Here is a 26,524-nt window from a genome sequence, read left to right on the forward strand (position 1 = left end):
AGCACGTTAAGACCTCAAGTAAACTTGAGGTCAAGGGTTCGGCCGGATTCACCCGCCCGCCGCACTTTCCCCGGCCCTTCCCCTGCCGCGTCTGTTGACCCGCATGTAACGGGAACGTACTTTTCGCTTCAACTCTTGTGTTTTCCACAGGAGTTATCCCCCTCCTGAGGTGAGAAGGCGAACGCATGCGTGACGTACGAAGGCGTACTCTGCTGTCCGCGATCGGCGGCACGGCGGCCGCGGGAAGCGCGCTGAGTGCCGTCGGGACGGCCGGGGCCGGCACCGCGCAGGCCGCGCCCGGCCGCCGGGGCCCCCACGAGCGGCGGGTCCGGGAACTCCTCGGCCGGATGACGGTGGAGGAGAAGTTCGGTCAGCTCCAGCAGCTGCCGTGGGCCTGGGACACCGGCCCCGGCGGCGGGGCGACCAAGGACGTGGAGGACGCGGCCCGCGCCGGCCGGCTCGGCTCCGTGCTGAGCATCTTCGGCGCCAGGACCACCAACGCGCTCCAGCGCCTGGCCGTCGAGGAGTCCCGGCTCGGCATTCCGCTCGTGTTCGGGCTCGACGTCATCCACGGCTTCTGGACGACGTTCCCGATCCCGCTGGCGCAGGCCGCGAGCTTCGACCCGGAGGTGGCGAGGACGGACGGCGAGGTGTCGGCCAAGGAGGCCCGTTCGAACGGCGTGCACTGGACGTTCGCACCGATGATGGACGTCACGCGCGAGCCGCGCTGGGGCCGGATCGCCGAGGGCAACGGCGAGGATGCGTACCTGACGGCGGCGTTCGCCGCGGCGAAGGTACGGGGCTACCAGGGCGAGCCGGGTGCGCGGGGCAAGGACGGCGGCGACGACCACGACGGCTCGGCGGCGCCCTACCGCGCGAAGGACCGCATCGCCGCCTGCGCCAAGCACTTCGTCGCGTACGGCGGCGCGGAGGGCGGCCGCGACTACAACACGGTGGACGTCTCCGAGTCCCGGCTGCGCAATCTCTACCTCCCGCCGTTCAAGGCGGCTTCGGACGCCGGGGTCGCCACGGTGATGGCGTCCTTCAACACCGTCAGCGGCGTCCCGGCGCACGGCAACACGCACACCCTGACCGACATCCTGAAGAAGGAGTGGGACTTCGGCGGTGTCGTCGTCAGCGACTGGACCGGCGTCCAGGAGCTGATCCCGCACGGCTTCGCCGAGGACGGCGCGGCGGCCGCCCGGCTGGCCCTCGGCGCGGGCGTGGACATGGAGATGACCAGCACCCACTTCGTCACGCACGGCAAGAAGCTGCTCCGCGAGGGAAAGATCGACGCGAGGCGGCTGGACGACGCGGTCGCCCGTGTCCTGCGCCTCAAGTTCGACCTCGGGCTCTTCGAGCACCCCTACGTCGACGAGAGCGGCGCCATCGACGGGCCGAGCGCCGCCGCCCGGCGGGCCGCGCGCGAGAGTGCCGCCCGTTCGATGGTCCTGCTGAAGAACGACCGCGCGGCGCTGCCCCTGAAGCGGTCCCTCAGGTCCATCGCGGTCGTCGGCCCCTTCGGTGACTCCGACGACCTGCTCGGCACGTGGTCGCTCCCGGCCGCCGTGCGCAGATTTCCGTCGGTGAAGATCCTGGACGCCATCCGGCGGGCCGCCCCGGACGCCGAGGTGACGTACGCCAGGGGCGTGGACCCCGAGGGCAAGGAGACCGGTGGCATCCCGAAGGCGGTGGCCGCCGCGCGGGCCGCCGAGGTCACCGTCGTCGTGGTCGGCGAGCCGCCCGCGATGAGCGGCGAGGCGGCCGCGCGCAGCGACATCGGGCTGCCCGGCGAGCAGGAGAAGCTGGTGGCCGCCGTCGCCGCGACCGGCAAGCCGTTCGTGGTCGTCCTCGTGAACGGGCGCCCGCTGACCATGGGCGACTGGCTCGGCGCCGCGCCCGCCGTCCTGGAGGCGTGGCACCCCGGCCTGGAGGCGGGCAACGCCGTCGCCGACGTCCTGTTCGGCCGCATCGTGCCCGGCGGGAAGCTGCCGGTGTCGTTCCCGCGTACGGTCGGCCAGCTCCCGGTCCACTACAACCACGAGTCAACGGGCCGCCCCTACGACGCGGACAACAAGTACACGTCGAAGTACCTGGACCTGCCGCCGGACCCGCAGTTCGCGTTCGGTCACGGCCTGAGCTACACGACGTTCGAGATCGGCGAGCCGCGGCTGAGCCGCGAGCGGATCTCCGCGGCCGCGCTGCGCCGGGGCGACACCCTGGAGATGGCGGTGAGCGTCACGAACACCGGCGACCGCGCGGGCGACGAGGTCGTCCAGCTCTACGTCCACGACGTCACGGCGAGCATCACGCGGCCCGTACGGGAACTGCGCGGTTTCCGCAGGGTGACGCTGGAACCCGGCACGTCCCGGACGGTCCGGTTCCGGCTCGGCGCCGACGACCTCGGTTTCTGGACGAACGACCCGCGCGGGGAGTTCCTCGTCGAGGAGGGCGCGGTGGACCTCTACGTGGGCGACAGCTCCGCGGCCAAGGCCAAGCGGCGGCTGACGATCACCTGAGCGGGCGGCTCCGGGCCCCGGATGCGGCGCCCCGGATCAGCCCCCATCCTGGGAGCAACGGCTCACACCCAGGAGGCCGACCATGTCGGTGATGGACAAGCTCAAGCAGATGCTCAAGGGCCACGAGGACAAGGCGGGCCAGGGCATCGACAAGGCCGGCGACTTCGTCGACGGCAGGACCCAGAACAAGTACAGCGGGCAGGTCGACACCGCCCAGGACAAGCTCAAGGGACAGCTGGGCGGGGACCGCGGCCAGGAGCCTCCGCCCCAGTAGCGACCTCAGTGGCGACCCCGGTCGGCCGCGCCGGAGCGGCCGGACACGGGCAGGCCCCCAGCGCGACGGGCCAGGGCGAGCGTCCCTGGCCCGTCGCGCCTTGTCGGCGCCACAGCGCGCTGTGTCGGTGCCACGGCTCGTCCCGACTCGCCACGGCTCACGGCCGCCGTCCGGCGGTGGCTCCTCCCGGGTCGTCGGCAAGCATGATCGCCGCAGTCGTGCGTTTGCCGTCCGGTTCGCGGTGGACCTCGAAGCTCTGGGAGACCGCCATCACGATCTCCAGGCCGTGCTGGCCGACCCGGCCCGGATCGGCCGCCCTCGCCACCGGCAGGACCGGGGCGCTGTCCCGGACCGACACCTCCACCCGGCCACCGATCAACCCGAGGGCGAGCGAGCAGGGGCCGGGGGCGTACTTGAGGGCGTTCGTCAACAGCTCGCTGACCACCAGCTGCACCATGCCCATCGCGCGGTCGGACACCGGGACCCCGTGGACCGCCTGCACCCGTGCCAGGAAGTCGCGGGCCAGCGCACGCGCCTCGGCGATGTCATCCGTCCTGCCCTCATACGTCTGCGACACCTCGACCGGGCCGCCGCCCAGCAGCCGCCCCTCGCTCCGTGCAGCCCCGTCCATGCCGATCCGCCCACTTCCTGAACTCGATTGTCAGGCTTCTACCCCCACGTCCAGCATGTAACAAAAAGATCACGTCGGCGCGCGGTAGCTCCTCATTGTCGCAAGGTGCCTCGGCTGTGATGTCGGGGGCATCGCGGGGAAGGAGGTGCACAACTCAAGGAGGCTGTTGTGCGGCGTGATCGAATGGGACTGGCCGAGGTACTGGCGGCGGCTGAAGAGGCCGCCCCGGTGCGTTCTCTCGACGTCGTGGCGCAGAATCTGCGCACGCGGTTCGGCGCGCGGTACGTCTCCTTCCTGTTCGTCGACGTCGTGGGCCGGCGCCTGCTGCGGGTCAACGAGGGGAAGACGACCCGCGAGGAACGCAGCGCCGATCAGGTCGCTCTGGACGGCAGCGTCTACGACGAGGTCCTGCGCACCCAGAAGGTGCTGTTGGCGCCGGAGGGCGCTCAGGGGCAGCGGGTCCTCGCCCCGGTCACCAATCGAGGCGACGCCATCGGCGTGCTCGAGCTCTACCTCACCCACGTCACGCAGGATGTGCTGGAGCAGGTCGAGGAGGCCGCGCACGCGCTCGCGTACATCATCGTCACCGACCGGCGCTTCACCGACCTCTACCACTGGGGCAACCGCACCGCCACGGTCACCCTGGCCGCGGAGATCCAGCGCCAGCTCCTGCCCTCCGCACCCTCGTGCGAGGCAGACGAGTTCGCTCTCGCCGGAGCCCTGGTGCCGGCCTCCGACATCGCCGGCGACACCTACGACTACAGCCTCGACGAGGACACCCTGCACCTGTCGATCACCGACGCCATGGGCCACGACGTCGATGCCTCCTTGATGGCCACCCTCGTGGTCAACGCCTCCCGCGGCGCCCGCCGCGCCGGTGCCGACCTCGCCGAACAGGCACGCCAGACGCATCGGGCCCTCCTCGACCACGGACAACGGACCTTCGCCACCGGCCTGCTCCTGCGCATCGCCCTGGACGGATCCGGCGCCCAGCTCGTCAACGCCGGACACATGTGGCCCCTGCGGCTGCGGGAGGGCACCGTCGAGGAGATCCAGCCGCACATCAACCTCCCCTTCGGAGTCCTCGGGCAGGGCGCCTATCAGGTGCAGGACATCGACCTGCGCCCCGGTGACCGTCTCGTGCTCTACACCGACGGCATGCAGGACCGCGAGGCGGGCGACGTCGACCTGCCCGGCCTCATCCGTGACACCGGGGGCGAGCACCCCCGGGAGGCCGTGCGGGCCATGGTCGCCGCGGTCACCGACGCCTGTGACGGCAACGTGAAGGACGACGCCACCGTGCTGTGCCTGGACTGGCGCGGTCCCCGGAAGTCCTAGCCCAGTTCGAGCGAGGTGACGCCGAAGACCCGCTCGTGGGCGAAGTCCCGGACCGGGCCGGTGTACATGCGGGCCGTGTCGAAGCTCGGTTTCATCCCGCGCGCCTCGGCGAGCGCGACGGCCTCCTTGTTGTACTCGGGCACGTCCATGGCCACGGGCGTGCCGTCCGCGTCGGCGGCCAGCGCGTCCAGGATGGCCTCGGCGTCGGCGCGGGTGTCGGCGAACAGCGGTCCGACGCGCAGGGCGTCGGGGCCCGGCCGCAGCACGCCGTACCCGGTCAGCCGCCCGTCGACGATCCGGGCGAGGGCGCGGTGGCCGGGGGCGGTGAGCCACGCCTCCACAAAGCGCGGCCGGTCGGCCGGCAGGCACGAGCCGTCGTACGCGAGGAGCGCCTTCAGGCCCGCGGCCTCGACGGGACGCACCTGCCGGTCGGTGCCGCCGGGCGCGGGCAGCGGGCCGACGTAGCGCAGCGTGCCGTAGGCGCGGACGAAGCCCGAGCGGCGGTAGTTGTCCTGCTGGTCGGGCACGCCGTCCAGGCCCACGGTCCGGTCCCCGGCGTGCGCGAGCCCCGCCCGCCAGGTGGCGAGGCCGAAGCCGCGGCCCCGGTGCTCGGGGCGGCAGAGGTAGAAGCCGAGGAAGGCGTAGTCCTGCCCGTAGTTGACCACGGAGACCGCGGAGACGGGCTCGCCGTCCAGGCGGCCCAGGAAGAATCCCTCGGGGTCCTGCGCGAAGAACGGGCCGGCGTCGCCGAGCCCGGGGTTCCAGCCCTCCTCCGCCGCCCATCCGCGCACCACGCGCCAGTCGTCCGGCGTCGCCCGTGAGATCGTGAGCCGCCCGGGGGCCGAGTCCGTCATCGCTGCACCCTTCTCGATCCGACGGTGTGCCGGGAAGGGGACACACCGGGTGGATCCTGCCCCGGGCCCGCCAAGTTTTACCTTCGCAGTTTGGTCTAGACCTTGACAGGTTCAGACCATTTCGCTTGAGTCACGACACCCCCATGGCGGCACGTCTCCTCCCCCGTGCCGCCCGTTAGGAGATGTCGCATGCTCAAACGCCTCACCAGCCTCGCGGCCGCCCTTGCCGCGACCGGCGCGCTGCTCGTCCTCGGCCCCGCCGCCACCACGGCGTCAGCCGCCGCGTGCGCCTCCCCCTGGAGCTCCTCGACGGTCTACACCGGCGGCAAGTCCGCCTCGTACAACGGGCACAACTGGACCGCCAAGTGGTGGACCCAGAACGAGACCCCCGGGCGCTCCGACGTCTGGGCGGACCAGGGCACCTGCGGCGGCGGCACGGACCCGGGCAACCCCGACCCGTCCGGATTCGTGGTCAGCGAGGCCCAGTTCAACCAGATGTTCCCGAACCGGAACTCCTTCTACACCTACAAGGGCCTGACCGACGCGCTCAAGGCCTATCCGGGCTTCGCCAACACCGGCAGCGACACCGTCCGGCGCCAGGAGGCCGCGGCCTTCCTCGCCAACGTCAGCCACGAGACGGGCGGCCTGGTCCACGTCGTCGAGCAGAACCAGAACAACTACCCGCACTACTGCGACCAGACCCAGCCGTACGGCTGCCCCGCGGGACAGGCCGCCTACTACGGCCGCGGCCCGATCCAGCTCAGCTGGAACTTCAACTACAAGGCCGCGGGCGACGCCCTCGGCATCGACCTCCTGAAGAACCCCTACCTGGTGGAGCAGAACCCGTCCATCGCCTGGCAGACGGGCCTTTGGTACTGGAACACCCAGAGCGGCCCCGGCACCATGACCCCGCACAACGCCATGGTCAACGGCGCCGGGTTCGGTGAGACCATCCGCGCGATCAACGGCACCCTTGAGTGCAACGGCGCCAACCCGGCCCAGGTGCAGAGCCGCGTCGACCGCTACAAGGCGTTCACGCAGATCCTCGGGACCACCCCGGGCTCGAACCTGAGCTGCTGAGGCCGCACACCCGCCGGCCCCACCGGCCGGGCGGGCCCGATCCCAGGTCGGGCCCGCCCGGCGCGTCAGTCCAGGGGCACCAGGCGGAACACCGGATGACGGGCCGCCGCGGCGGCGAACTCCTCGTCCGACGACTCGGCGCTCACCTCGAAGTAGGCCCGGGTGACGGGCACTTCACGCCAGTACTGGCGCAGCACCGGCACGCTCTCCCGCGCGTCCAGCTCGACCACCCCGTGCGTGCGCGACCTGCCGCCCCGGCTGAGGCCGACCTGCCCCGCGGCGCGCGCGTTGCGCACCCATTCGCTCACCCCGTAGGCGGCGACGAGCCAGCGCTCGTCACCGGAGGCCATCACGTCGACCGGTGTGCAGTACGAACGTCCGGTCTTCCTGCCGCGCACCGTCAGGTTGTACCGGTAGCCCTTGCCGATGCCGAGCCGGGTCATCGTGTGGAACACGCGGTTGATCACCCGCGTACCGGCGTTCATGCGGTACGTCTTCGCCATTGCTGCCCCTCCTCATGTCAAGAGGTCGGAGCTTACGGCGCCGCCGGCAACTGCCGCGCACCGCGCTTGCCGGGCCGGTTCGGGCGAGCCGGAGATCGCGGCGGCCGTCATGACACCTTCCGCGAGCAGCACCAGCGGGCCCGCCACGCGAGCATCAACGACCTGCCCATCGAGGAGTCGGACCGCCTGTACCGCTGGCCGCTCGGGCGCCGGCCCGACGGGCACCCGGGACTCACCGGGCTCGGGCTGCGAGCGGAAGGGTGTTTTGCCCCTGCGTGCGGGGCACCCGACCGGGGACAGCGGCCTGGAGCGGCCAGGCCGAACCGTCATCGACCGCGAAGGAGGTCCACGTGACCACCGCACGCGACATCATGACTCCGGGCGCCGAATGCGCCGGGGCCAAGGAGACCGTCGCCCAGGCAGCCACCAAGCTCACCGAGCTGGACGATGGCGCCCTGCCGATCTGCGGCACCGACAACCGCCTCAAGGGCGTCATCACCGACCGGGACATCGTGGTGAAGGTCCTCGGCAAGGGCAAGGACCCGGCGAAGGTCCTCGTGGGCGAGCTGGCCCAGAGCGAGGCCGTGACGATCGGCGCGGACGACGGCGTCGACGAGGTCTTCGCGACCATGACCAGCCACAAGGTGCGCCGGCTGCCCGTCATCGACGGACACTCGCTGGTGGGCATGGTGGCGCTCGCCGACGCGGCCCGCGCCCTGTCCGACCCCAAGGCCGGACAGCTCCTGGAGGCCCTCTCCACCGATTGACGGCCCGCCATGGGACGAGCGCGCCGCCCCCGAAAAGGGACGCCCGGGGCGCGCGCCCCGTCCCTCCGCATGCCCTCGCGCATGCGCCGACCTAGGGTGGAACGGCGGCGGGCCACCGCCCCAGTCCCACCCCGTGATCCCCCGCCCCGCCGGGCGCCCCGAGGAGGAACGGCATGCCCATCGCCACGGTCAACCCCGCCACCGGTGAGACGCTCGATGAGTTCGAGCCGCTGGCGCCCGCGGAGGTCGAGCGCCGCCTGACGGCCGCCGCCGCCGCGCACGACCGGTACCGCACCACCACCTTCGCCGAACGCGCCCGCCTCCTCGGCCGCGCCGCCGACCTGCTGGAAGCGGACACCGACAGCGTCGCCCGCACCATGACCACGGAGATGGGCAAGCCCGTCAAGGCGGCCAGGGCCGAGGCGGCGAAGTGCGTCAAGGCCATGCGCTGGTACGCCGAGAACGCCGAGGAACTGCTCGCCGACGAGCACCCGGCGCAGGCCGACGTGACGGACTCCGGCGCGTCGCGGGCCGTCGTCCACTACCGCCCCCTCGGCGTCGTGCTCGCCGTGATGCCGTGGAACTTCCCGTTCTGGCAGGTGGTGCGCTTCGCCGCCCCCGCCCTCATGGCCGGCAACGTCGGCCTGCTCAAGCACGCGTCGAACGTACCGAGGACGGCCCTGTACCTGGAGGACCTCTTCCGCCGGGCCGGGTATCCCGAGGGCTGCTTCCAGACGCTCCTCGTCGGCTCGGACGCCATCGAGGGCATCCTGCGCGACGAGCGGGTGGCCGCCGCGACCCTGACCGGCAGCGAGCCCGCGGGCCGCTCGGTGGCCTCCATCGCCGGCGACGAGATCAAGAAGACGGTGCTCGAACTGGGCGGCAGCGACCCGTACCTGGTGCTGCCGAGCGCCGACGTCGAGCGCGCCGCCCGGACGGCGGTGACCGCCCGGGTGCAGAACAACGGCCAGTCGTGCATCGCCGCCAAGCGCTTCATCGTGCACGCCGACGTCTACGACGACTTCAGGGAGATGTTCGTCGCCGGGATGCGGGAGCTGACCGTGGGCGACCCGCTCGCCGAGGAGACCGACGTGGGCCCGCTCGCCAGCGAGCAGGGCCGCGCCGACCTGGAGGAACTCGTCGACGACGCGCTCGGCCAGGGCGCGAGTGCGCTCTGCGGCGGACAGCGCCCCGAGGAGCGGGAGCGGGGCTGGTTCTACTCCCCCACCGTCCTCGCGGACATCACCCCGAAGATGCGGATCCACCGCGAGGAGACGTTCGGCCCGGTGGCCACCCTCTACCGCGTGGCAGACCTGGACGAGGCGCTGGCGCTCGCCAACGACACGCCGTTCGGGCTCAGTTCCAACGTCTGGACCCGCGACGAGGGCGACATCGCACGCTGCGTCCGGGACCTCCAGGCCGGCGGTGTCTTCTTCAACGGCATGACCGCGTCCCACCCCGGCCTGCCCTTCGGCGGCGTCAAGCGCTCCGGTTACGGACGGGAGCTCTCGGGCCACGGCATCCGGGAGTTCTGCAACGCCACGACCGTCTGGCACGGGCCGACCGGGTAGGCGCCGACCGAACAGGCGGGGGCCGGGGTCAGGTGGACAGCAGCGAGTCGTCCGTGACCCTGGCCCCCGGCAGCTGGTGGCTGGCGGCCACGAGCGCCGCGTCGACATCACTGGTGCCGGTGGCCACGCACAGGCTGTAGGAGACGTCCGCGAACTCCTGGCGCCCTGCGGCGCCGCCCTGGTCGGCACGCAGCACCGCCAGTGCCTTGTAGCGCTCCACCAGGTCCTTCAGCACGGCGGGGTGTGCCATCAGCACGAGGATCCTCCTCAGGATGTGGGTCAGACGTGCACTCGGCGCCCGTCTGCCCGGCCGCCGCCGGACGAATCACCGTCCGGCGGAGAATTTCCCGACGAGGCGGATCGTCCCGGATTGTCGTTTCCGCGGTTCGTGGGCAGACTCGGGGCATGGACGCGCCGAACAGCGGACAGGCCGGCGGGGCCGGGGCGTCACGCGACGAGGGCCGCCGCGAGACGGACTTCGAGCGCGCCGACCGCCGCTGGACCGAGCTGATCCAAGAGGTGCGGGTCGCCCAGACCGGCGTACAGATCCTGTTCGGCTTCCTCCTCACCGTGGCCTTCACGCCGCGGTACACGCAGCTGGACCACGTCGAGCACACGATCTACGTCGTGACGGTCGTCCTCGGCTCTACCGCGACCGGCACCCTCATCGCCCCGGTCTCCTTCCACCGCATCGTCTCCGGGCGCCGCATCAAACCGCAGGCGGTGGTGTGGGCCTCGCGCATGACCTTCGTCGGTCTCGTCCTGCTCCTCGGCACGCTGGCCTCCGCGCTCCTGCTGGTGCTGCGGGTCGCCACCGACGACACCCTGGTGCCGTGGCTGGTCGGGGTCGTCGTCGGCTGGTACCTGCTGTGCTGGTTCGTGCTGCCCGCCTGGGCGCGGCACCGGCACACGTCGGAGGGCTGACCGGCGTACCTGCCGCGAGGAGGCGGCGCCACCGATCACGCAGGTGTGGATCACCGCCGCGCGGGCACCCAAGGTGCCTGACAGACGCATGAAGCGATCCGCGCTGTTCGTGACAGGTCACTGCCGGTGAGGTCTCCGGTGGTGTCGGGGAGCGAACCGTCGGACTGTGGAAGGAGGAGCGCCCCTCGTGGAGCTCGCTCGGACGGGAGAAGCCGCATGACCACTCAGACGCGGATCACGATGCCGCCGCCGGTCCGGCCGGCGCGCCTGATCGCCCCGCCCGGGGTGTACGCCCCGCAGTACGACACCGAACTGCTGACGCGGGCCCTGCACCGCGAGGGGATCGGCGAGGGCAGCTCGGTCCTCGACCTGGGGACCGGCACCGGGGCGCTCGCGGTGGCGGCGGCGCGCCGAGGGGCGCGGGTGGCGGCCGTCGACATCTCCTGGCGGGCGGTGCTCGCGGCGCGGTTCAACGCGCGCCTGGCCGGCCAGAAGGTCACCGTGCGCCACGGCGATCTGACGGCCGCGGCACCGGAGGGCCCCTACGACCTCGTGCTGAGCAATCCGCCCTACGTGCCCTCCCCCTCCCCTTTCCTGCCCCGGCGCGGCGCGGCGCGGGCCTGGGACGGCGGCCCCGCGGGGCGGGCGGTCGTGGACCGCGTCTGTGACGCGGCGCCCCGCGCCCTGCGCCCGGGCGGCGTCCTGCTGATGGTGCACTCGGGGCTGTGCGGCGTGGACGCCACGCTCGACCGCCTCACCTCTCTGGGCATGGACGCCAAGGTCACCGCCCGGGAGTTCATCCCGCTCGGTCCCGTACTGCGCTCGCGCCGGGCGTGGCTGCGCCGACGCAACCTCCTCGGCGACGACGAGAGCCTTGAGGAACTGGTGGTCATCCGTGCCGAACTCCGCTGAGCGCCCCCGCCGCGTCACGGTCGACCCGGAGGGGCCGCTCCTGGTGGAGGGCCCGGTCGAGGTCGTCGGCGACGACGGAACCGTCTCCACCTCCGACCGCTTCGCCGTCGCGATCTGCACGTGCCGCCGCAGCCGCAGCTACCCGTGGTGCGACACCAGCCACCGCCGCCGGGTGAAGCCCGACGGCGGCCGGGCCGGGTCGGCGCACCCCAAGGAATCGGACCCCACCTCATGACGACCGTGGTCGAGTCACGTCTGCACAGCCCTCACCTCCCCGCTGCCCGCGGCGCCCTGTCCGAGGGCGTCGTCGCCGCGCTGTCGCACGAGCGGCCTCTCGCGGACCTCCGCGGGCGGGCGGCCGACGCCGATCCGTACGGCGACGACCTCCAGCTCGCCCTCTACGTCCTGTACGAACTCCACTACCAGGGCTTTCGGGGCGTGGCGGACGACCGGGAGTGGGACCCGGAGCTGCTGGCCCTGCGGCAGGTGCTGGAGCGGCGCTTCCTCGACGCGCTGCGGGCCGACGTGCCGTCCGACGCGAGCGCCGAGCAGGCGCTGGCCGAGCTGCTCGTGGAACCGGTCGGGCACGACGAGTCGAGCGTCAGCCACCACCTCCAGCGCGACGGGGAGCTGTGGCAGCTGCGGGAGTACGCGGCGCTGCGCTCGCTCTACCACCTCAAGGAGGCCGACCCGCACGCCTGGGTCATCCCGCGGCTGCACGGCCGGGCCAAGGCGGCGATGGTGGCCATCGAGTACGACGAGTTCGGCGCCGGCCGGGCCGAGGAGATCCACGCCCGCCTCTTCGCCGACCTGATGGCCGACCTGGGGCTGGAGACGGCCTACGGCCACTACACCGACGCGGCGCCCGCCGAGGCCCTCACCGTGGTGAACCTCATGTCCCTGTTCGGTCTGCACCGCGCGCTGCGGGGCGCTCTGGTCGGCCACTTCGCGGCCGTCGAGGTGACGTCGTCGCCCGGTTCGCGGCGGCTCGCCGCGGCCCTGCGCCGGGCCGGGGCGGGGCCCGCCGCCCAGCGGTTCTACGACGAGCACGTGGAGGCGGACGCGGTGCACGAGCAGGTGGTGCGCCGGGACGTCGTCGGCGGGCTGCTCGCGGCGGAGCCGGCGCTGGACGCCGATGTGGCCTTCGGTGTGCGGGCCACCGGGTTCGTCGAGGACCGCCTCGGCGCCCGGCTGCTGGCCCGGTGGCGCCAGGGGCGCAGCGCGCTGCTCGCGCCGTTGCCGGACGCGCCGTGAGGCCGTCAGCTCGCGACGCCGGTCGACCGGTGGGCCGAGCCCACCGGTTTCGACTCGGGTGAGCCCCGCTGACGCAGGTAGTACGGAGAAGATCACCATCGATCCGACGGGGTCAACCGCCCTTGATCAGACACTGGTACGGCTTCTCGGGGCGGGCGGTGCAGCCGGCCGCCGTCACCTTCCAGCCGCCGGGGAAGGACGACAGGAAGAGGGTGTCCTGGTCGGTCACGACGCGTGCCTGGCGTCCGTAGACATCGACGGCCCGCACCTCTCCCGCGAGGGGCAGACCGGCCTCGGGCAGGGCCCGTACGCAGGACTTGTCGGTGGACTGCTCCAGTTCGTCGCGGGTCCCGGGGGCGAGCGCCGCGCAGCCCTTCGCGGTGTCCGTCGCGCGCAGACTCGCCTCGAAGCGGGACGCCGCCTGGACGGCGGCATCCTCCCGTGCGTCGACGCCGCAGCCGGTGAGCGCGCCGAGCAGCGCCGCCGCGAGCAGACCCGAGCTCTTCGCGCGCACCAGTCCTGGTCTCCCTCACGGTCCGCCGGTTCCATGGGCTGCGGCGCCCGGCGGTGGTCCGTGCCGGGGTGCGGGCAGCGTGCGTCACGCTGCCCGCACCCCGGCGCGGTGGGCACGAGCCGCCCGGCCGACACGCGAAAGTGCGCCCGAACGGCCGAGAACGGCTCAGCCGTCCGCGGGGGGCCGGCCGTGTTCGGCGCCGGTCAGGCGCAGCTGCACCTGGACCTCCTGGTCGCCGGAGACGGTGCCGGTGGTCTGCGCCTCGAAGGCCGAGGCGAGCGCGGCGCGCAGCCGCTCCACCGCGACGGGGCCGCCCTGCAGGTCGGCGGTGACGGAGCCGGCGAGCAGGACGCCGTGGACGGAATCGGGGGTGCGGGAGGCGACGAAGGCACCGGTCCAGACGGCGGGGTCGGGGCGGCGCGTCTGGCCGGGTGCGTCGTCCCCCCGGTCGGAGGGGAAGTGGTCGCGCAGCACCTTGAAGACGGTGTCCGCGTCGGCCGCCGAGCAGTCGCCGAGGACGACCTCCACCAGATCCGGGGAGTCGGGTTCCTGATCGGTGGGGGCCTGGTTCGCTGTGTCGTTCACGCTGACTCTCTCCAGAGGTGTCGCTGATGCTTGATCGGGTCACGGGTACCCGGTGGTGCGGCAGGTACCCGGCGGGTCACAGATCGCGCAGGGCGGGCAGCAGGTTCTTCTCCGCCCAGTCGATGAAGGTGCGCTGGTGGTCGCCGCCCACCTGGACGAGGGCGATCTCCGTGAAGCCCGCCTCGACGTAGGGCCGTACGGCCGCCACGAAGTCGTCGACGTCGTCGCCGCAGGGGATCTGCCGGGCGATGTCCTCGGGGGTGACGTGCCGGGTGGCGCCGGCGAAACCGGAGGGTCCGGGCAGCTCGGAGTTGACCGGCCAGCCGCCGACGGACCAGCGGAACTGGTCATGGGCGCGGGCGATCGCGGCGTCCTTGTCGGTGTCGTGGCACACGGGCAGCTGGCCGACGCGGGGCTTGCCGCCGCCGCCGTGCCGGTCGAAGGAGTCCAGCAGCCCGGCCTTGGGTTCGGTCGCGATGACCAGGTCGGCCAGGCGTCCGGCCAGGGAGCAGGACCGTTCACCGGAGACGGCGACACCGATGGGCGGCAGTTCGTCGGGCAGGTCCCACAGGCGGGCGTTCGCCACGTCGAAGTGGGAGCCCTGGTGGTTGACGTTGTCGCCGGTGAAGAGCGCGCGGATGATGTCGATCGCTTCTTCGAGCATCTCCAGGCGGACCTGCGGGGAGGGCCAGCCGGCACCGACCACGTGTTCGTTGAGGTTCTCGCCGGAGCCGAGGCCGAGCCGGAAGCGGCCCTCGGACAGCAGCTGCATGGTCGCGGCCTTCTGCGCGATCACGGCGGGGTGGTAGCGGACCGTCGGGCAGGTCACGTACGTCATGAGCGGGATGCGGGAGGTGGCCTGCGCGGCGGCGCCGAGCACGCTCCAGGCGTACGGGGAGTGCCCCTGTGACTCGAGCCACGGGAAGTAGTGGTCGGAGGTGACCGAGAAGTCGAAGCCGGCTCGCTCCGCCGCGACCAGATCCTCGACCAGGGCGCGCGGTCCGGCCTGCTCGGTCATCATTGTGTAGCCGATTTGCACCATGATGCATCGGTTTGCCGAAATGCTCCCGCTGAAACCTCCGGCAGCCTTCGGGCCACCGAAGGCGGTGGGCGGCCGACATGCGGGTACGTGGACCATGGCGGCGCCCCGCCGTCCGACGAAGGTCGAAGAAGGTCACGGAGAAAGGCAGCGTCGATTTGCGCACCGTAGGAGTGGAGGAGGAGCTTCTCCTCATCGATCGCGAGAGCGGCGAGCCCAAGGCCCTGTCCTCGGCCGTCCTGGCCCGGGCCGCCAAGGACGCGGCCGAGTCGACGGGCGCCGAGCGGCACGCCGACGACTACCGCGACCCCGAGGAAGAGACGTTCGAGAAGGAGCTGACGGGACAGCAGCTGGAGTTCGCCACGCAGCCGCGGACGGACATGGCCAGCCTCACCGAGGAGGTCGTGCGGTGGCGCACGGCGGCGGCCAAGCACGCGGGTGACCTGGGTGCGGCGGTCGCCGCCCTGGCCACCTCTCCCCTGCCGGTCAGCCCCTCGATCAATGTGGGCACCCGCTATCAGTGGATGGAGCAGCAGTTCGGGCTCACCACCCAGGAACAGCTCACGTGCGGCTGCCACGTCCATGTCTCGGTCGAGTCGGACGAGGAGGGGGTGGCCGTGATCGACCGGATCCGCCCCTGGCTCCCGGTCCTGGTGGCGCTGAGCTCCAACTCCCCGTACTGGCACGGGAACGACAGCCTGTACAGCAGCTACCGCAACAGGGTGTGGGGGCGCTGGCCGATGGCGGGCCCCACCGAGATCTTCGGTTCCGCCGAGGCGTACGAGGAGCAGGTCCGCGCCATGGTGGACACCGGTGTGCTGGGCGACCGGGGCATGGTCTACTTCGACGCCCGGCTCTCACACCGCTACCCCACCGTCGAGATCCGGGTCGCGGACGTGTGCCTGGAGTCCTCGACGACGATCCTGATCGCGGCCCTGTCCCGCGCCCTGGTCGAGACGGCCGCGCGGGACTGGCGCGCCGGGCGGCCCCCGCTGGGGCACGGCGTCAGCCTGCTGCGCCTCGCCACGTGGCGGGCCGCGCGCTCCGGCCTGGAGGACGACCTCCTGCACCCGGTGACGATGCGGCCCACGCCCTGCGGCGAGGTGGTGTCGGCGCTGCTGCACCATGTCCGGGACGCGTTGGAGGAGGCGGGCGACCTGGAGCTGGCCCGCAAGACGGCGAGCGGCTTGCTGGACGCCGGCACCGGCGCCCGCATCCAGCGGGACCTGCTGGAGCGGACGGGCAGCCTGAGCGCCATGGTCACGGAGTGCGCCCGCCGCACCCAGGCGTGAGCGGGGCCGGGTGACGACCGCCCCCGGCGGGTTTCAGCCCGCCGGGGGCGCGAGGCGGGTGAGCAGGCTCTGGAGAGTGGCCCGGTCCTCGCCGCTCAGCGCGTCGAGCGCCTGATGGGTGGCGTGCATGCCGGCTCGGATGTTCTCCACGGCGGCCACCCCCTCCTCGGAGAGCGCGACATTCTTCACACGGCGGTCGGTGGGGCTCGGTTCACGGCGGACGAGGCCACGGCTCTCCAGCCGGTCGACGATCCCCGTCATGTTCGAGGCGTCGCAGCGGAACGAGGCGGCCAGCGCGCGCATGGAGGCGGGGCCGCCACGGTGCAGGACGTTCAGCGCCTTGGCCTGGCTGTAGGTGAGGCCGTGCGCGGCGGCGGCGGCGGTCAGATCCGAGTAGAGACCGGCCATGGAAGCCCACAGTGCGTCGAGCAGCAGGGCGTTGGACACCCCGGGCGCGCCCGGGGGCGGGGTCTGGGCGGCGGAGCGAGTGGTTCCAGGGGTCTCGGGCATGGGTCAACCCTAACGCGAAACTTGACTACCTCAACTTTCGATGTTTACCTCTACCTCATTGCTTGAAGACATCAACCTTCTAGGTCCTGCACCTTCGCAGGCTTCAGGTTCCGCCCTCGGCCAGGCCAGGGCCTCATTCCCCTCGCGTTCGACGTACGGAAGTAACCCGTGACACCCACAGCTCGCGCGGCGCGCACACGCTCCGCCGGAGACACCTCGCTCGTCCTGGTCCTCGGCCTCTCCGCCATGATCGTCTCGATGATGCAGACCCTCGTCGTGCCGATCATGAGCATCATCCAGAGCGACCTCGGCACCTCCACCGCGAACGTCAGCTGGGTCACCACCGCGACCCTGCTGTCCGCCGCGGTGTTCACCCCGCTGCTCGGCCGCTTCGGCGACATGCACGGCAAGAAGCCCACCCTGGTCGGCGTCCTGCTGCTGATGATCGCCGGCTCGGTGCTCGCCGCCACGACCAGTTCCCTGCTGTGGCTCATCGTCGGCCGGGTGCTCCAGGGCGCCGCGACCGCGATCTTCCCGATCGCCCTCTCGGTCCTGCGCGAGGAGATGCCGCCGGCCAAGCTGCACGGCGCGATGGCCATGGTCAGCGGCACGCTCGCGGTCGGCAGCGGTCTGGCCCTCGTCGCGGCCGGCCTGCTCACCCAGGGCTCGGACCCCGACTACCACCGGGTCTTCTGGCTCGCGGCCGCTCTCGCCGTCGTCGCTCTCCTCGGCGTCCTGATGCGCGTGCCCACCTCGCGGTCCACCACGGGCGGCCGGACCGACTGGCTCGGGGCGGCGACCCTGGCGGCGCTGCTCGTCCTGCTCCTGCTGCCGATCTCGCAGGGCCACGAGTGGGGCTGGACCTCGGCCCGCACGCTCGGCCTGTTCGCCGGGGCCCTCGTGATGGCGGCCGTCTGGACGCTGGTGGAGCGCACGGTCCGCGCCCCCATGGTGGACATGCGGATGTTCGCCCACCGGCCGGTCCTGTTCACCAACCTCGCCGGGCTGTTCCTCGGCTTCGCGATGTTCTCGCAGTTCATCGGGGTCGCCTACCTGGTGCAGATGCCCGAGGAGCTGACCGGGTACGGCTTCGGGGCCTCGGTCCTGCGCTCCTCGGTGGAGTACCTGCTGCCGACCACGGTGATCTCGCTGCTCGCCGCGCAGTTCGGCGGCATGCTGGTCGGGCGGATCGGCGCCCGGTTCACGCTGGCCGTGGGCGCCGCGTTCGGCGTGGCCGGCTTCACCTGGCTGACCCTCGCGCACGACACGTCCGCGTCGATCATCCTCGCCGGCCTGCTGATCGGTGTGGCCATCAGCTTTGGTTACGCGGCCATGCCCGCCCTCATCGTGGCGAGCGTCCCGCACCACCAGACCGGCATCGCCAACGGCCTCAACTCCATCTCCCGGTCGGTCGGCAGCGCGGTCGCCAGCGCGATCATCACCTCCTTGCTGGCGTCCAAGACGCTCGACCACCTGCCGGCCGGGGCGCCCCCGCTGCCCGCCGAGAGCCAGTTCACGCTGAGCTTCGCCATCGCCGGTGTCGCGTTCGTCCTGATCGTGGCGGTGGCGCTGGTCGGCCTCACCAAGCACAAGCCGCAGGTGCGCAAGCTCGCGCAGGCGGAGACGGCGGAGACGGCGGAAGCGGCCAAGAAGCCGGAGTCGGCGGACACCGCCATCGCCTGACCCGGCGCCGGCGTGTCCTTCGAGCGGTCACGGTGCCACCCGGGTGCCGCCGAAGGACACGACCAGCCGCCCGTCCGCCGCGAAGGACCACTTCAGCGCGCCGGAGTAGGCGGAGCACCGGGAGCCGTTCGAGCCGGACCAGAACTGGTTCGAGCCGTCGGCGTCCCCGACGGCCTTGTCGTTCGACCCGCTCGCGGCGCGGCACGAGACGTTGTCCCGGAACACCGTGGTGCCGGCGTCGAACGAGAAGTTGCGCTGGGCGTTGTCGACGGCGACATTGCCCGTCATCGCCATCTTGCCGGGGTTGCGGTTGTAGGTGAACCCGTGCTTGCCGTTGGCGTAGGCGATGCTGCGCCGGATGATGTGGTTCACCGCGATGTCCTCGCCGCCGAGCTTGTAGCCGTTGCGGTCGCCGTTGGAGTTCACGGTGCCGTCGGAGAGCGTGCCGTTGCGGTACGCGAGAGAGTCCTCGATGGTCACCGGGCCGATGGGCCCGGTGTCCTTTTTGGTGTAGAGGTCCCAGCCGTCGTCGATGTTGTTGCGGGACACGGCGTAGCGGAAGACGTTGCCCGGACCGGTGGTGAGCTTCGCGGCGAAGCCGTCGGCGTCCTCACCGTCGGAGTCGGCGTTGTCGTGGGAGAGCGCGCTGAGGATGAGGTTGTCGGAGGGCCACTGGTCGCGCGGGGTGCTGGAGGCCATCCGGGAGAGCTGGAGCCCCGAGTCGCGGTTGAAGCGGGTCACGGTGCGCTCGATGATGTTGCCGCTGCCGCCGACGAAGATGCCGTTGTCGCCGGCCCGCTCCACGACGAGCCCCTTGACGTGCCAGTACCGGCCGTTGACGGCGAGCCCGCGGTTCGCCGGGTCCTCGGCCATGGCCGAGAAGTTCAGGACGGGGGTCTCCCCCGGATAGGCGGTCAGCTTCGTGCGGGTGGCCGAGGTGCCGTTGTTGCCCGCGGGGATCGTGACGGTCTTCGCGTACCGGTAGGTGCCACCGCGCACATAGATCGTCCCGCCGGGAGTGACGCGGGTGATCGCCGCGGCGAGGGTGGTCGGGTTCGCCTGGGTACCGGTGGCGGCGTCGGTGCCGTTCGGCGCGACGTACAGGGCGTCGGCCGCCAGGGGCGGGGTGGGCGTGGCCTGCGCCGCGGGTCCGGGCAGCGCGACGAGCGCGCCGGCCAGGAGGGCGGCGGACGCGGCGACGGGGGTCAGGTGCACCGTGCGAGTCAGCTTCACCGTTTGTCTCCAGACACGTTCGTGTTCGGATACGTGAACGAGCGGCTGACAGAGCCGCTGCCACGCGGGGGGAAAGCGCTTGCAGTGGACCCTAGGAAGTTGAGGGGAACGCGTCAATAGTCACGTACATGTTTCTAGTTCTTAGACATGAACAGTGTTCAAGGGGCGGAACGGTCGGCTGAACAACCCCATGAACGCGCCAACCCGATTGCATTCCTAGGGCTCCTAGTTTATAACTAGGGACCCTAGGAACAGGGGAGGCTGTATGGCGCGGGCAGGGCTGACGGCGGAGCGGGTGACGCTCGCGGCTGCCGAGTTGGCGGACGAGGCCGGTTTCGGTCAGGTGAGCATGGCGCGGGTCGCGCGGCGGCTCGGCGTGAAGGACGCGAGCCTCTACGCGCACGTCCGGGGTCTGGAGGACCTGCGGGGGCGCATCGCGTTGCTCGCCGCGGACGAGAAGACCCTGCGGATCGCGGAGGCGACCGCCGGACGGGCGGGCAAGGACGCGCTCGTCGCGTTCGCCGACGCCTGGCGCGACTACGCCCACGAGCACCCCGGCCGCTATCTGGCGACGCAGACCTCGATCGACGTCGACCCCGAGCTGGCCGCCCGCGCGCCCGGACCCCGCCGGGCCGTCGAGCTGACGTACAGCATGCTCCGCGGCTACGGCCTCGCCGAACCCGATCTGACCGACGCGGTCCGGCTGCTGCGCAGCACGTTCCACGGGTTCGTCGCCCTGGAGGCGGCGGACGGCTTCGGGCACACCCGGCCGGCGCGGCAGTCCTGGAACCGTGCCCTCGACGCCCTCCACACCCTCCTGGAGCACTGGCCCACGTCCGACGAAGGAGCATCCTCATGAACGGCCCCACCCATGGCGGTCTGCGCGTCAGCGGCGCGCGTCTGCACTACGAAGTGCGCGGGCGAGGTCCGCTCCTGCTGCTGATCCCGGGGGGAACCGGCGGTGCGGCTGCCTTCGACCCCGTCGCCGACGAGCTGGCCGCCGAGTACACCGTCGCGACCTACGACCCGCGCGGCATGTCCCGCAGTCCGCTGGACGATCCCGGTGCCGAGCAGCATGTCGCCGAGCACGCGGACGACGCCTCCCGCATTCTTGACCTGCTGTCACCCGGCGCACCGGCACGGGTCTTCGGCACCAGCTCGGGGGCGATCGCCGCGGTGCACCTGCTGATCGCCCGCCCCGAGCGCGTCGCACGCGTCGTGGCCCACGAGCCGCCGCTGGTGGAGGTCCTGCCGGACGCGTGCGAGCACCGGGCACTGATCGCGCGCGTGCGGGAGACGTTCCGCGCGGAGGGAGTCATGCCGGCGATGTCCGTTTTCGCGGCCGGACTCGCCGGGGGCCGGGGGAAGGTCGCGGACGCAGGGGCTTCCGCTCGGCGGGAGGAGGCCGAGCTCGCCCTGCCGCCCCAGGCGGCGGCCCGGGCCGAGCGGACGATGGCCGACCTGCCGTACTTCGTGAGCCGGATCGTGCCCGCGTTCATGTCCTATGTTCCCGACATGGGCCGCCTCGCGGCGCTGTCCGACCGGCTCGTGCTCGCCGGCGGCGAGGACTCCCGCGGCGAACTCCCCTACCGCCCGGCCGCGTTCCTGGCCGACCGCCTCGGCACGGAGCTGCTGCACTTCCCCGGCGGACACACCGGCCTGACCACGCACCCGGCGGCCTTCGCCGAGCACATGGCGAAGGCGCTGCGCGCCTGACGATGCGTCAGGCGCCGCCGGTGCCGTCGGAGACGGTCACGGTGACCGGGGTGCCCGCCTCGACCGTGCGGCTGACCGTGCACAGCCGGTCGTGCGACGTCTTCACGGCCCGGGGCAGGATCGTGCGGGCCCGCTCCGCCGACGGACCGTCCGGGAACGTGACGTGGAAGGCGACCCCGAGGTCCGACATCCGGTTGCCGCCCTCGTCCTCGACCTTGTTGCCGGTCACGGTGACGGTGAACGCGGTCGGTTCCTCGTGACGGCTCGTGGCGACCTCCACGTCGGCCGCGCTGCAGCCGCCGATCGCCGCGAGGAACAACTCGACCGGCGTGAAGTCGGCACCCCCGCCGGTGCCGAAGGTCAGCGTGCTCCCCCGGGCGTTGGTCACGGTGAACCGGCCCGGCCCCGCCCGCTCGATGGTGACGGAACGCAGTGCATTGTCAGTCATGCGAGGAGCGTACTGTCACGCCGTCGCCGGGCCCGTGACATCCGCTCGCTCACGGGCTGCCGTCCACCTCGGGGGACGACGGCGGCAGTGCCGGGTCGGACGCGGGCGACTCTTCCTCGACCGACGGGGGCGGCTGCGTGAGGGGTGAGGAGGGCGGCGCCGACGAGGAGGGCGGCAGGACCGACGAGGGCGGGCACGAGCTGGCCGGCGGCGCCCCGGGGGACCGCCCGTCGCACGGCGGTGTACTGGCCGTCGAGGTCGACTCGTCGGGGGACGGGTTGTCCGGGTGCCGGGAGGGAGGCCTGGTCGCCGGGGGTTTCGTCTTCTTGTCGCCGGTGCCCGTGTCGCCCTTGCCCCGGGTGAACCAGTCGCCGCTGTCCGGGTCGTACACCACGAACTGGTGCACGACCTGGGTGGCGGGCGCCACGACCACGACGTTCGAGGGCCGGTACCCGGGCCACGCGTCGCCCGTCTGCCGCGGTGTGCTCTTCTGCGCGACGGGCGGCAGCAGCGGGTTGCCGCAGGCGCAGCGCACACGCGGCACGCCGTGGTCGTCGACCAGCACCGCGGTGCCGGTCTGCAGCACGGCCTGGTAGCCGGTGGCGCGGCCGTCGCGGTAGCCGTGGTTGGTCACGCGGGTGTCCAACCGCAGGTGCACGGGCGTGAGCGAGCGCAGATAGCGGGGGACGCCGGACGGCTCGATGTCGAGGACGGAGGCGAACGCCTTGTTCTTCGCCGGGTCCTTCTGGAGCGCGCCGACCTGCTTCTCCACGTCGCAGCTGCCGACCTTCCGCGTCCCGCCGTAGAGGCCGGGCGCCGCGCCGTCGACGCCGCGCGTCACGTTGGCCGAGGCCGACGAGCTGGGCAGCTCGCTCGGTGACGGTGGCGTGGAGCCCTCGCGGGCCGTCGACTCGGTGAAGGGGTCGGGCCCCGACTTGCCCGCGGGCTGGAGGAGGACCTCGCCGCGCGACTCCGACGAGCCCTCGGGGCGGGTGAGGACGACGGCCAAAATCACCGCGGCCACCACCGCGGCGGAGATCGCCGCGACGCGGGGCGCCGACTTCCACCACGGACGGCCTCCTCCGCGGCCTCCGCCGGAGCCGCCTCCGCCCGGACCGTCGGACCCTCCGCCGCCCCCGCCACCGGTTGGACCGCCCGGCGGGCCGCCGCTCGACGGTCCCGAGGGGCGCGCGCCACCCGGTGGCGGTGTCGAGCCGGCGGGGCTCGCGCCCGCCTGGGTCTCGCCCGGCCCGGGGCTCGGCCGCGAAGGGCCCGAGAGCGGGCCCGAAGGGGGTCCTGTGGGACGTCCTGACGACGGCGGTTCGACGCTCACGAACACTTCCCTGCGTAGGGGATTCGGCGACGTACCTTTTATTCCGGTACGCGCCTATTGTGTGCCTCGGTGTCCGGGGGCCCGCAAGCCGACGCCGGCCGGCTCTCCCCCAAGCCCCCCGAAGGCCCTCCCGAAGGCCCTCTCGAAAGGCGGACCGGTCCCGCGCTGCTTAGCGTGGCACCGTGAGCGAGCAGACACCGCCGCGGCGGGCCGGGGCGAGGCGCCCGGAGCAGAGCCGACGGGCCCCCCATGGCTGGCCCCATGCCCTTGTGGCCGTGCTCGCCTCCTTGGCGGCCATGGCCGTCGTCGCCGGGCTCGGCCTGTGGGCCGCGGGAGCCGCCGACCTGCCCGGCGGGGCGTTCCCGAGTGTCGTCGCGGCCGTCGTCGTGATGGCGGTCGGCGGCTCCGTCGGACTCTCCGGCGACGCCGGGCTGATCGCCGAGACGGACGCGGGGCTCTCCGTGCTCCCGCTCTCCGTCAGCCTGGTCGGCGCTCTGGTGCTCGCCGCCGGTTTCCTCCGGCCGCTGCGGCACCGGGCCGTCGCCGACGTGAGGGAACTCGCCGGCTGGGCCGCCCGGATCGCGGTGCTGTGGGTCGTCCTCCTCATCGGCCTGGCCCTGCTGGCCCGGCACCGCTTCGCGATCGCGCTCGGCGACGGGCCCGTCGGAGAGATCGGCGATCTGCTGGACTCCTCGCCCGAGGTCGGATTCAAGACGGACGTGCCGCTGACCCTCGTCTTCGGGCTGCTGTGGCTCGCGGGCGTCCTCGTCGTGGCGCTGCTCGTCTCGCGCGGGGCCCCGCTCCCCGCCCGCCTGCTGCGCTTCCAGGAATCGGTGCGGCCCGCCGCGTTCGCCATGGTGTTCCTGCTGCTGTCGTACGCCGCCCTGGGGCTCGTCGCCGGGCTCGTCGTCGCGGCGACCCGCGGGCATGCGACGGAGACGTTCGCGGTGCTGCTGCTCGGGCTGCCCAACCTCGTCTGGCTCGCCTTCACCCTGGGGCTCGGCGCGTCCTGGGAGGGCCGGGTCGACGGGCCGTTCGGGCTGCCCATGCCGCGGGTCCTCGACGAGGTGCTGCGTACGCCGGCCGATTCCACGCTCAGCCTGCGGACCCTCGCCGAGTACGACGGGCGGGTGTGGTGGCTGCTGGTCGTCGCGGCGCTCCTGGTGGTGGCGGCCGCGTTCCTGATGGCGGCCCGCTCCCCTGCCCGGATGCGGGCCTGGCAGCACGCCGCGCACATGGCGGTGGCGCTGGCCCTCACTGTGCTCGCCGTCTGTCTCCTGGCGGGCGTGTCGGCCCACTACGGGCTCTCGCTCCTTGGCATCGGGGATCTCGGCGGGGGCCTGTCCGGCCTCGTGGAGCTGCGGCCGCACCTCTGGCAGGCGCTGCTTCTGGCCGTGACCTGGGGTCTGGTCTCGGGGTTCCTCGGCGGGGTGCTGGCGCGGCGGGTCCACCGGCGGGGCGAGGTGCGGCCCGGGGCCTGACGGGGCCGGGGCGGGAATCTAGTCGGTCAGCCGCCGGAAGACCGGCTGGGCCCAGCGGGGTGGATCGGGGGGCGCGCCCGGGTGGGCCGGGGCTTGCTCTACGCGGCGGTCCACCCACGTCGGGGGGTGGCCGTCCGTACGGCTGCCCATGGCCGCCGCCCGCAGCGTGGCGGCGAATTCGAGGCACGACCCGTACCGGTCCTCCGGGCTCTTGGCCAGCGCCTTCGCCAGGACGCCGTCGAGGCCGGCGGGAACACCCGGCCGCTTCTCCGTCAGGCGGGGCGGCCGGTCGTACTGGTGGGCCCAGAGGAGGGCGATGTCGTCGTCGCGCTGGAACGGCGGCCCGCCGGCCAGGGTCTCGTACATGACGCAGGCGAGGCTGTAGACGTCGCATCGGCCGTCCACCGGGCGGCCCGAAATCTGCTCCGGCGCCACGTAGTCGAGGGTCCCGACGAACTGGCCCACGGTCGTGAACCCGGTCAGCGACAAGGACTTCTTCGTCAGGCCGAAGTCCGTGAGGTAGGCGTGCTCGGGGTGGTCGCTGTCCGTGCCCTTGGCGATGAGGATGTTGCCGGGCTTGACGTCCCGGTGGACCAGGCCGTGGTCGTGCGCCGCGTCGAGCGCGGACGCGATCTGGGTGGCGATGCGCAGCGCGGCCGTGACGGAGAGCGGGCCGCCGTGGTCGAGCAGGTGGCGCAGATCGCTGCCGGGCACGTACCGCATGGCGATGTACAGCACCCCGTCCGTCTCGCCCGCCTCGAAGACGGGCACGATGTGCGGGTGTTCGATCGCGGCGGCGACGCGTGACTCGTGCGTGAAGCGCCGCCGGAAGGTGTCGTTGCGGGCGAGTTCGGGGGCGAGCAGCTTGAGGGCGACGGTCCGGTCGAGGCGCAGGTCCTTGGCCCGGTAGACGACGGCCATGCCGCCGCGGCCGATCTCACCCTCGACCCGGTAGTCCGCGATGCGCTGCCCGATCAGCTCGGAGGGCCGCCCGGAGTGCGGGCTCGGGCCGCCCTCGCCCGGCGCGGCCGCCATCAGGCGTCACCGGACCGGAGCGGCTGATCGGGCTCGTCCCCCTCGGACGGCAGAAACGGGGCCGGCCGACCGCCGTGCGGTACGTGCGCCCCATCGACCACGCGCGTCTCCCCCGGCTCCACCGCCTCGCCCACCACCCGCGTCGGCTCTGCCCCCACCACCTCATTCACCACCTGTGTCTCCCCCGGCGCCACCACCTCACCCACCACCCGCGTCGGCTCAGGCCCGGCCACCTCGTCTACCACCCGCGTCTCCCCCGGCTCCACCGTCTCACCCGCCACCCGCGTCGGCTCTACCCCTGCCACCTCATTCACCACCTGCGTCTCCCCGGGCCCTGGCCCCGGCCCCGCCACCTCACCCGCCACCTGCGTCTCCCCCGCCCCCGGTCCCACCCCGGCGGTCGAGCCGTCGGTTCCGTCGGTCGGTTCCTGCGCGGCGGGGACGAGGCGGGTCGGTTCCTCGGCGGGCGGCGGGGAAGCGCCGGGGTCGGTGGCGGCTGCCCGTGGGGGTTCGGCGGCCTCGTCGTCATCGCCGCGCTCATCGGTGGCAGGCCCTTCCGTCGCCGCGTACGTACTGAGCCGCGTTCCGTCGCAGTACACCCACCGCTCGTGGTCGGCGTCGTAGAGCCACACCGATTCGCCCTCCACGACCACGCCCACCCGCAGCCCGCGTGTCCCGCGCCGGAAGGACTCCCCGTCGCCGCCGCCCACCAGTTCCTCCGCCGCACGCCGGTAGCGGCCGAGGGCGTCCTCGGTCCTGGTCAGCAGCGGGCGCGGGTCCGCCGTGCGGGTCAGGGGGCCGCTCGCACCCGGCGGATCGCGGGGGACGGCGACCAGGAGCCGGCTGTCGACCCACGCCGACCAGCCGTTGGCGCACACGATCCGGCCCCAGTCGCCGAGCCGGTCGACCAGCCGCACGGGCAGCAGCGCGTCGAGGGGGGTCGTCGGACGCTCCACGTCCGGTGCCTCCCAGGCGGGCAGTCCGTCCTGGGGAACCACATGGGTGGGGCGGAAGTCCGCGGGGGTCAT

General features: G+C 72.6%; 29 protein-coding genes and 1 pseudogene. 16 read left to right on the forward strand and 14 right to left on the reverse strand.

Annotated features, from left to right (window positions below):
• Nucleotides 1–185: 185 nt before the first annotated feature.
• Together ABZ385_RS00555 and ABZ385_RS00560 are read left to right on the forward strand one after the other, a co-directional pair.
• The gene (locus ABZ385_RS00555) at nucleotides 186–2,519 is read left to right on the forward strand and encodes a glycoside hydrolase family 3 N-terminal domain-containing protein (protein WP_358908849.1); all 2,334 of its coding nucleotides are present in this window, start codon (nucleotides 186–188) and stop codon (nucleotides 2,517–2,519) included.
• 82 nt (nucleotides 2,520–2,601) lie between these two features.
• Nucleotides 2,602–2,793, forward strand: coding sequence for an antitoxin (locus tag ABZ385_RS00560; protein WP_358589852.1), 192 nt, complete (start codon nucleotides 2,602–2,604; stop codon nucleotides 2,791–2,793).
• Between the two features lie 157 nt (nucleotides 2,794–2,950).
• On the opposite strand, the gene ABZ385_RS00565 is transcribed toward ABZ385_RS00560, so the two are convergent.
• On the reverse strand, nucleotides 2,951–3,424 hold the full coding sequence (locus ABZ385_RS00565; RefSeq protein WP_358589531.1) for an ATP-binding protein: 474 nt from the start codon (nucleotides 3,422–3,424) through the stop codon (nucleotides 2,951–2,953).
• Between the two features lie 168 nt (nucleotides 3,425–3,592).
• Between ABZ385_RS00565 and ABZ385_RS00570 the strand changes: the two genes are divergently transcribed.
• Complete coding sequence (locus tag ABZ385_RS00570; protein WP_358589529.1) at nucleotides 3,593–4,762, forward strand: PP2C family protein-serine/threonine phosphatase; 1,170 nt, start codon at nucleotides 3,593–3,595, stop codon at nucleotides 4,760–4,762.
• Here ABZ385_RS00570 and ABZ385_RS00575 read toward each other — a convergent pair.
• The gene (locus ABZ385_RS00575; protein WP_358908851.1) at nucleotides 4,759–5,616 is read right to left on the reverse strand and encodes a GNAT family N-acetyltransferase; all 858 of its coding nucleotides are present in this window, start codon (nucleotides 5,614–5,616) and stop codon (nucleotides 4,759–4,761) included. The two genes, ABZ385_RS00570 and ABZ385_RS00575, sit on opposite strands and share 4 nt — an antisense overlap.
• 189 nt (nucleotides 5,617–5,805) lie before the next feature.
• Between ABZ385_RS00575 and ABZ385_RS00580 the strand changes: the two genes are divergently transcribed.
• Entirely contained in the window at nucleotides 5,806–6,696 is an 891-nt protein-coding gene (locus ABZ385_RS00580; RefSeq protein WP_358589524.1) for a glycoside hydrolase family 19 protein, read from the forward strand.
• A gap of 65 nt (nucleotides 6,697–6,761) precedes the next feature.
• Here ABZ385_RS00580 and ABZ385_RS00585 read toward each other — a convergent pair whose 3' ends face one another.
• Nucleotides 6,762–7,199 (reverse strand): nitroreductase/quinone reductase family protein, encoded by a 438-nt coding sequence (locus ABZ385_RS00585; RefSeq protein WP_358908853.1) that lies wholly within the window; start codon nucleotides 7,197–7,199, stop codon nucleotides 6,762–6,764.
• A gap of 135 nt (nucleotides 7,200–7,334) precedes the next feature.
• Between ABZ385_RS00585 and ABZ385_RS00590 the strand changes: the two are divergent.
• The 3 genes and pseudogenes from ABZ385_RS00590 to ABZ385_RS00600 all read left to right on the forward strand — a co-directional run.
• Nucleotides 7,335–7,448 (forward strand): annotated as a pseudogene (locus ABZ385_RS00590) (DUF1348 domain-containing protein); the annotation flags it as partial.
• Between the two features lie 101 nt (nucleotides 7,449–7,549).
• Nucleotides 7,550–7,966, forward strand: a complete 417-nt coding sequence (locus ABZ385_RS00595; RefSeq protein WP_358908855.1) for a CBS domain-containing protein — start codon at nucleotides 7,550–7,552, stop codon at nucleotides 7,964–7,966.
• A 173-nt stretch (nucleotides 7,967–8,139) separates the two neighbouring features.
• Nucleotides 8,140–9,537, forward strand: a complete 1,398-nt coding sequence (locus tag ABZ385_RS00600; RefSeq protein ID WP_358908857.1) for an NADP-dependent succinic semialdehyde dehydrogenase — start codon at nucleotides 8,140–8,142, stop codon at nucleotides 9,535–9,537.
• A gap of 28 nt (nucleotides 9,538–9,565) precedes the next feature.
• Here the strand turns inward: ABZ385_RS00600 and ABZ385_RS00605 are convergent, their stop codons facing one another.
• Nucleotides 9,566–9,793: a DUF5133 domain-containing protein gene (locus ABZ385_RS00605; RefSeq protein WP_358589515.1), complete on the reverse strand. Its 228-nt coding sequence runs from the start codon at nucleotides 9,791–9,793 to the stop codon at nucleotides 9,566–9,568.
• A gap of 149 nt (nucleotides 9,794–9,942) precedes the next feature.
• On the opposite strand from ABZ385_RS00605, the gene ABZ385_RS00610 reads away from it, so the two are divergent.
• From ABZ385_RS00610 to ABZ385_RS00625, 4 genes are all read left to right on the forward strand, one after another.
• Nucleotides 9,943–10,461 carry a DUF6328 family protein gene (locus ABZ385_RS00610; RefSeq protein ID WP_358908859.1) on the forward strand — a complete coding sequence of 173 codons (519 nt, stop codon included), beginning with the start codon at nucleotides 9,943–9,945 and terminating at the stop codon, nucleotides 10,459–10,461.
• A 216-nt stretch (nucleotides 10,462–10,677) separates the two neighbouring features.
• Nucleotides 10,678–11,373, forward strand: a complete 696-nt coding sequence (locus ABZ385_RS00615; protein WP_358589510.1) for a HemK2/MTQ2 family protein methyltransferase — start codon at nucleotides 10,678–10,680, stop codon at nucleotides 11,371–11,373.
• Nucleotides 11,357–11,608 (forward strand): CDGSH iron-sulfur domain-containing protein, encoded by a 252-nt coding sequence (locus ABZ385_RS00620; protein WP_358589508.1) that lies wholly within the window; start codon nucleotides 11,357–11,359, stop codon nucleotides 11,606–11,608. The genes ABZ385_RS00615 and ABZ385_RS00620 overlap by 17 nt, the downstream gene beginning before the upstream one ends.
• Nucleotides 11,605–12,627 (forward strand): iron-containing redox enzyme family protein, encoded by a 1,023-nt coding sequence (locus ABZ385_RS00625; RefSeq protein ID WP_358908861.1) that lies wholly within the window; start codon nucleotides 11,605–11,607, stop codon nucleotides 12,625–12,627. The genes ABZ385_RS00620 and ABZ385_RS00625 overlap by 4 nt, the downstream gene beginning before the upstream one ends.
• 5 nt (nucleotides 12,628–12,632) lie before the next feature.
• Here ABZ385_RS00625 and ABZ385_RS00630 read toward each other — a convergent pair whose 3' ends face one another.
• The 4 genes from ABZ385_RS00630 to ABZ385_RS00645 all read right to left on the reverse strand — a co-directional run bounded on the left by ABZ385_RS00630 (nucleotide 12,633) and on the right by ABZ385_RS00645 (nucleotide 14,768).
• Nucleotides 12,633–12,704: a hypothetical protein gene (locus ABZ385_RS00630; RefSeq protein WP_358589534.1), complete on the reverse strand. Its 72-nt coding sequence runs from the start codon at nucleotides 12,702–12,704 to the stop codon at nucleotides 12,633–12,635.
• Nucleotides 12,705–12,739: 35 nt separating this feature from the next.
• Nucleotides 12,740–13,141, reverse strand: coding sequence for a hypothetical protein (locus tag ABZ385_RS00635; protein ID WP_358589505.1), 402 nt, complete (start codon nucleotides 13,139–13,141; stop codon nucleotides 12,740–12,742).
• 165 nt (nucleotides 13,142–13,306) lie between these two features.
• On the reverse strand, nucleotides 13,307–13,726 hold the full coding sequence (locus ABZ385_RS00640) for a hypothetical protein (protein ID WP_358583400.1): 420 nt from the start codon (nucleotides 13,724–13,726) through the stop codon (nucleotides 13,307–13,309).
• Between the two features lie 76 nt (nucleotides 13,727–13,802).
• Nucleotides 13,803–14,768: an LLM class F420-dependent oxidoreductase gene (locus tag ABZ385_RS00645; protein ID WP_358583402.1), complete on the reverse strand. Its 966-nt coding sequence runs from the start codon at nucleotides 14,766–14,768 to the stop codon at nucleotides 13,803–13,805.
• Between the two features lie 155 nt (nucleotides 14,769–14,923).
• Between ABZ385_RS00645 and ABZ385_RS00650 the strand changes: the two genes are divergently transcribed.
• Nucleotides 14,924–16,057 (forward strand): glutamate--cysteine ligase, encoded by a 1,134-nt coding sequence (locus ABZ385_RS00650; RefSeq protein ID WP_358908863.1) that lies wholly within the window; start codon nucleotides 14,924–14,926, stop codon nucleotides 16,055–16,057.
• Nucleotides 16,058–16,090: 33 nt separating this feature from the next.
• On the opposite strand, the gene ABZ385_RS00655 is transcribed toward ABZ385_RS00650, so the two are convergent.
• Nucleotides 16,091–16,465 carry a MarR family transcriptional regulator gene (locus ABZ385_RS00655; RefSeq protein ID WP_358583461.1) on the reverse strand — a complete coding sequence of 125 codons (375 nt, stop codon included), beginning with the start codon at nucleotides 16,463–16,465 and terminating at the stop codon, nucleotides 16,091–16,093.
• Nucleotides 16,466–16,735: 270 nt separating this feature from the next.
• Between ABZ385_RS00655 and ABZ385_RS00660 the strand changes: the two genes are divergently transcribed.
• On the forward strand, nucleotides 16,736–18,250 hold the full coding sequence (locus ABZ385_RS00660) for an MFS transporter (RefSeq protein WP_358908865.1): 1,515 nt from the start codon (nucleotides 16,736–16,738) through the stop codon (nucleotides 18,248–18,250).
• Nucleotides 18,251–18,277: 27 nt separating this feature from the next.
• Here the strand turns inward: ABZ385_RS00660 and ABZ385_RS00665 are convergent, their stop codons facing one another.
• A complete protein-coding gene (locus ABZ385_RS00665; protein ID WP_358908867.1) occupies nucleotides 18,278–19,483 on the reverse strand; it encodes a right-handed parallel beta-helix repeat-containing protein in 1,206 nt (401 codons plus the stop codon).
• Nucleotides 19,484–19,748: 265 nt separating this feature from the next.
• Between ABZ385_RS00665 and ABZ385_RS00670 the strand changes: the two genes are divergently transcribed.
• Nucleotides 19,749–20,342 (forward strand): TetR-like C-terminal domain-containing protein, encoded by a 594-nt coding sequence (locus ABZ385_RS00670; RefSeq protein ID WP_358908869.1) that lies wholly within the window; start codon nucleotides 19,749–19,751, stop codon nucleotides 20,340–20,342.
• Nucleotides 20,339–21,199 (forward strand): alpha/beta hydrolase, encoded by an 861-nt coding sequence (locus ABZ385_RS00675; protein ID WP_358908871.1) that lies wholly within the window; start codon nucleotides 20,339–20,341, stop codon nucleotides 21,197–21,199. Before ABZ385_RS00670 ends, ABZ385_RS00675 begins: the two co-directional genes overlap by 4 nt.
• A 7-nt stretch (nucleotides 21,200–21,206) precedes the next feature.
• On the opposite strand, the gene ABZ385_RS00680 is transcribed toward ABZ385_RS00675, so the two are convergent.
• Both ABZ385_RS00680 and ABZ385_RS00685 read right to left on the reverse strand, forming a co-directional pair.
• Entirely contained in the window at nucleotides 21,207–21,647 is a 441-nt protein-coding gene (locus ABZ385_RS00680; RefSeq protein ID WP_358908873.1) for an OsmC family protein, read from the reverse strand.
• A gap of 49 nt (nucleotides 21,648–21,696) precedes the next feature.
• Nucleotides 21,697–22,980, reverse strand: a complete 1,284-nt coding sequence (locus ABZ385_RS00685) for a DUF6777 domain-containing protein (protein ID WP_358908875.1) — start codon at nucleotides 22,978–22,980, stop codon at nucleotides 21,697–21,699.
• A 182-nt stretch (nucleotides 22,981–23,162) separates the two neighbouring features.
• On the opposite strand from ABZ385_RS00685, the gene ABZ385_RS00690 reads away from it, so the two are divergent.
• Nucleotides 23,163–24,461 carry a streptophobe family protein gene (locus tag ABZ385_RS00690; protein WP_358908877.1) on the forward strand — a complete coding sequence of 433 codons (1,299 nt, stop codon included), beginning with the start codon at nucleotides 23,163–23,165 and terminating at the stop codon, nucleotides 24,459–24,461.
• A gap of 18 nt (nucleotides 24,462–24,479) precedes the next feature.
• On the opposite strand, the gene ABZ385_RS00695 is transcribed toward ABZ385_RS00690, so the two are convergent.
• The gene (locus tag ABZ385_RS00695) at nucleotides 24,480–25,496 is read right to left on the reverse strand and encodes a serine/threonine-protein kinase (RefSeq protein WP_358908879.1); all 1,017 of its coding nucleotides are present in this window, start codon (nucleotides 25,494–25,496) and stop codon (nucleotides 24,480–24,482) included.
• The gene (locus ABZ385_RS00700) at nucleotides 25,496–26,524 is read right to left on the reverse strand and encodes a hypothetical protein (protein ID WP_358908881.1); all 1,029 of its coding nucleotides are present in this window, start codon (nucleotides 26,522–26,524) and stop codon (nucleotides 25,496–25,498) included. The genes ABZ385_RS00695 and ABZ385_RS00700 overlap by 1 nt, the downstream gene beginning before the upstream one ends.

The organism is Streptomyces sp. NPDC005898 (assembly GCF_040629635.1).
Lineage (GTDB): Bacteria > Actinomycetota > Actinomycetes > Streptomycetales > Streptomycetaceae > Streptomyces.

Coding starts and splice junctions, on each gene's coding strand:
- ABZ385_RS00555 (WP_358908849.1), top strand. CDS start 186: ATGCGTGACGTACGAAGGCGTACTCTGCTGTCCGCGATCGGCGGCACG.
- ABZ385_RS00560 (WP_358589852.1), top strand. CDS start 2,602: ATGTCGGTGATGGACAAGCTCAAGCAGATGCTCAAGGGCCACGAGGAC.
- ABZ385_RS00565 (WP_358589531.1), bottom strand. CDS start 3,424: ATGGACGGGGCTGCACGGAGCGAGGGGCGGCTGCTGGGCGGCGGCCCG.
- ABZ385_RS00575 (WP_358908851.1), bottom strand. CDS start 5,616: ATGACGGACTCGGCCCCCGGGCGGCTCACGATCTCACGGGCGACGCCG.
- ABZ385_RS00580 (WP_358589524.1), top strand. CDS start 5,806: ATGCTCAAACGCCTCACCAGCCTCGCGGCCGCCCTTGCCGCGACCGGC.
- ABZ385_RS00585 (WP_358908853.1), bottom strand. CDS start 7,199: ATGGCGAAGACGTACCGCATGAACGCCGGTACGCGGGTGATCAACCGC.
- ABZ385_RS00600 (WP_358908857.1), top strand. CDS start 8,140: ATGCCCATCGCCACGGTCAACCCCGCCACCGGTGAGACGCTCGATGAG.
- ABZ385_RS00610 (WP_358908859.1), top strand. CDS start 9,943: ATGGACGCGCCGAACAGCGGACAGGCCGGCGGGGCCGGGGCGTCACGC.
- ABZ385_RS00615 (WP_358589510.1), top strand. CDS start 10,678: ATGACCACTCAGACGCGGATCACGATGCCGCCGCCGGTCCGGCCGGCG.
- ABZ385_RS00625 (WP_358908861.1), top strand. CDS start 11,605: ATGACGACCGTGGTCGAGTCACGTCTGCACAGCCCTCACCTCCCCGCT.
- ABZ385_RS00645 (WP_358583402.1), bottom strand. CDS start 14,768: ATGGTGCAAATCGGCTACACAATGATGACCGAGCAGGCCGGACCGCGC.
- ABZ385_RS00655 (WP_358583461.1), bottom strand. CDS start 16,465: ATGGCCGGTCTCTACTCGGATCTGACCGCCGCCGCCGCCGCGCACGGC.
- ABZ385_RS00670 (WP_358908869.1), top strand. CDS start 19,749: ATGGCGCGGGCAGGGCTGACGGCGGAGCGGGTGACGCTCGCGGCTGCC.
- ABZ385_RS00675 (WP_358908871.1), top strand. CDS start 20,339: ATGAACGGCCCCACCCATGGCGGTCTGCGCGTCAGCGGCGCGCGTCTG.
- ABZ385_RS00680 (WP_358908873.1), bottom strand. CDS start 21,647: ATGACTGACAATGCACTGCGTTCCGTCACCATCGAGCGGGCGGGGCCG.
- ABZ385_RS00695 (WP_358908879.1), bottom strand. CDS start 25,496: ATGGCGGCCGCGCCGGGCGAGGGCGGCCCGAGCCCGCACTCCGGGCGG.
- ABZ385_RS00700 (WP_358908881.1), bottom strand. CDS start 26,524: ATGACCCCCGCGGACTTCCGCCCCACCCATGTGGTTCCCCAGGACGGA.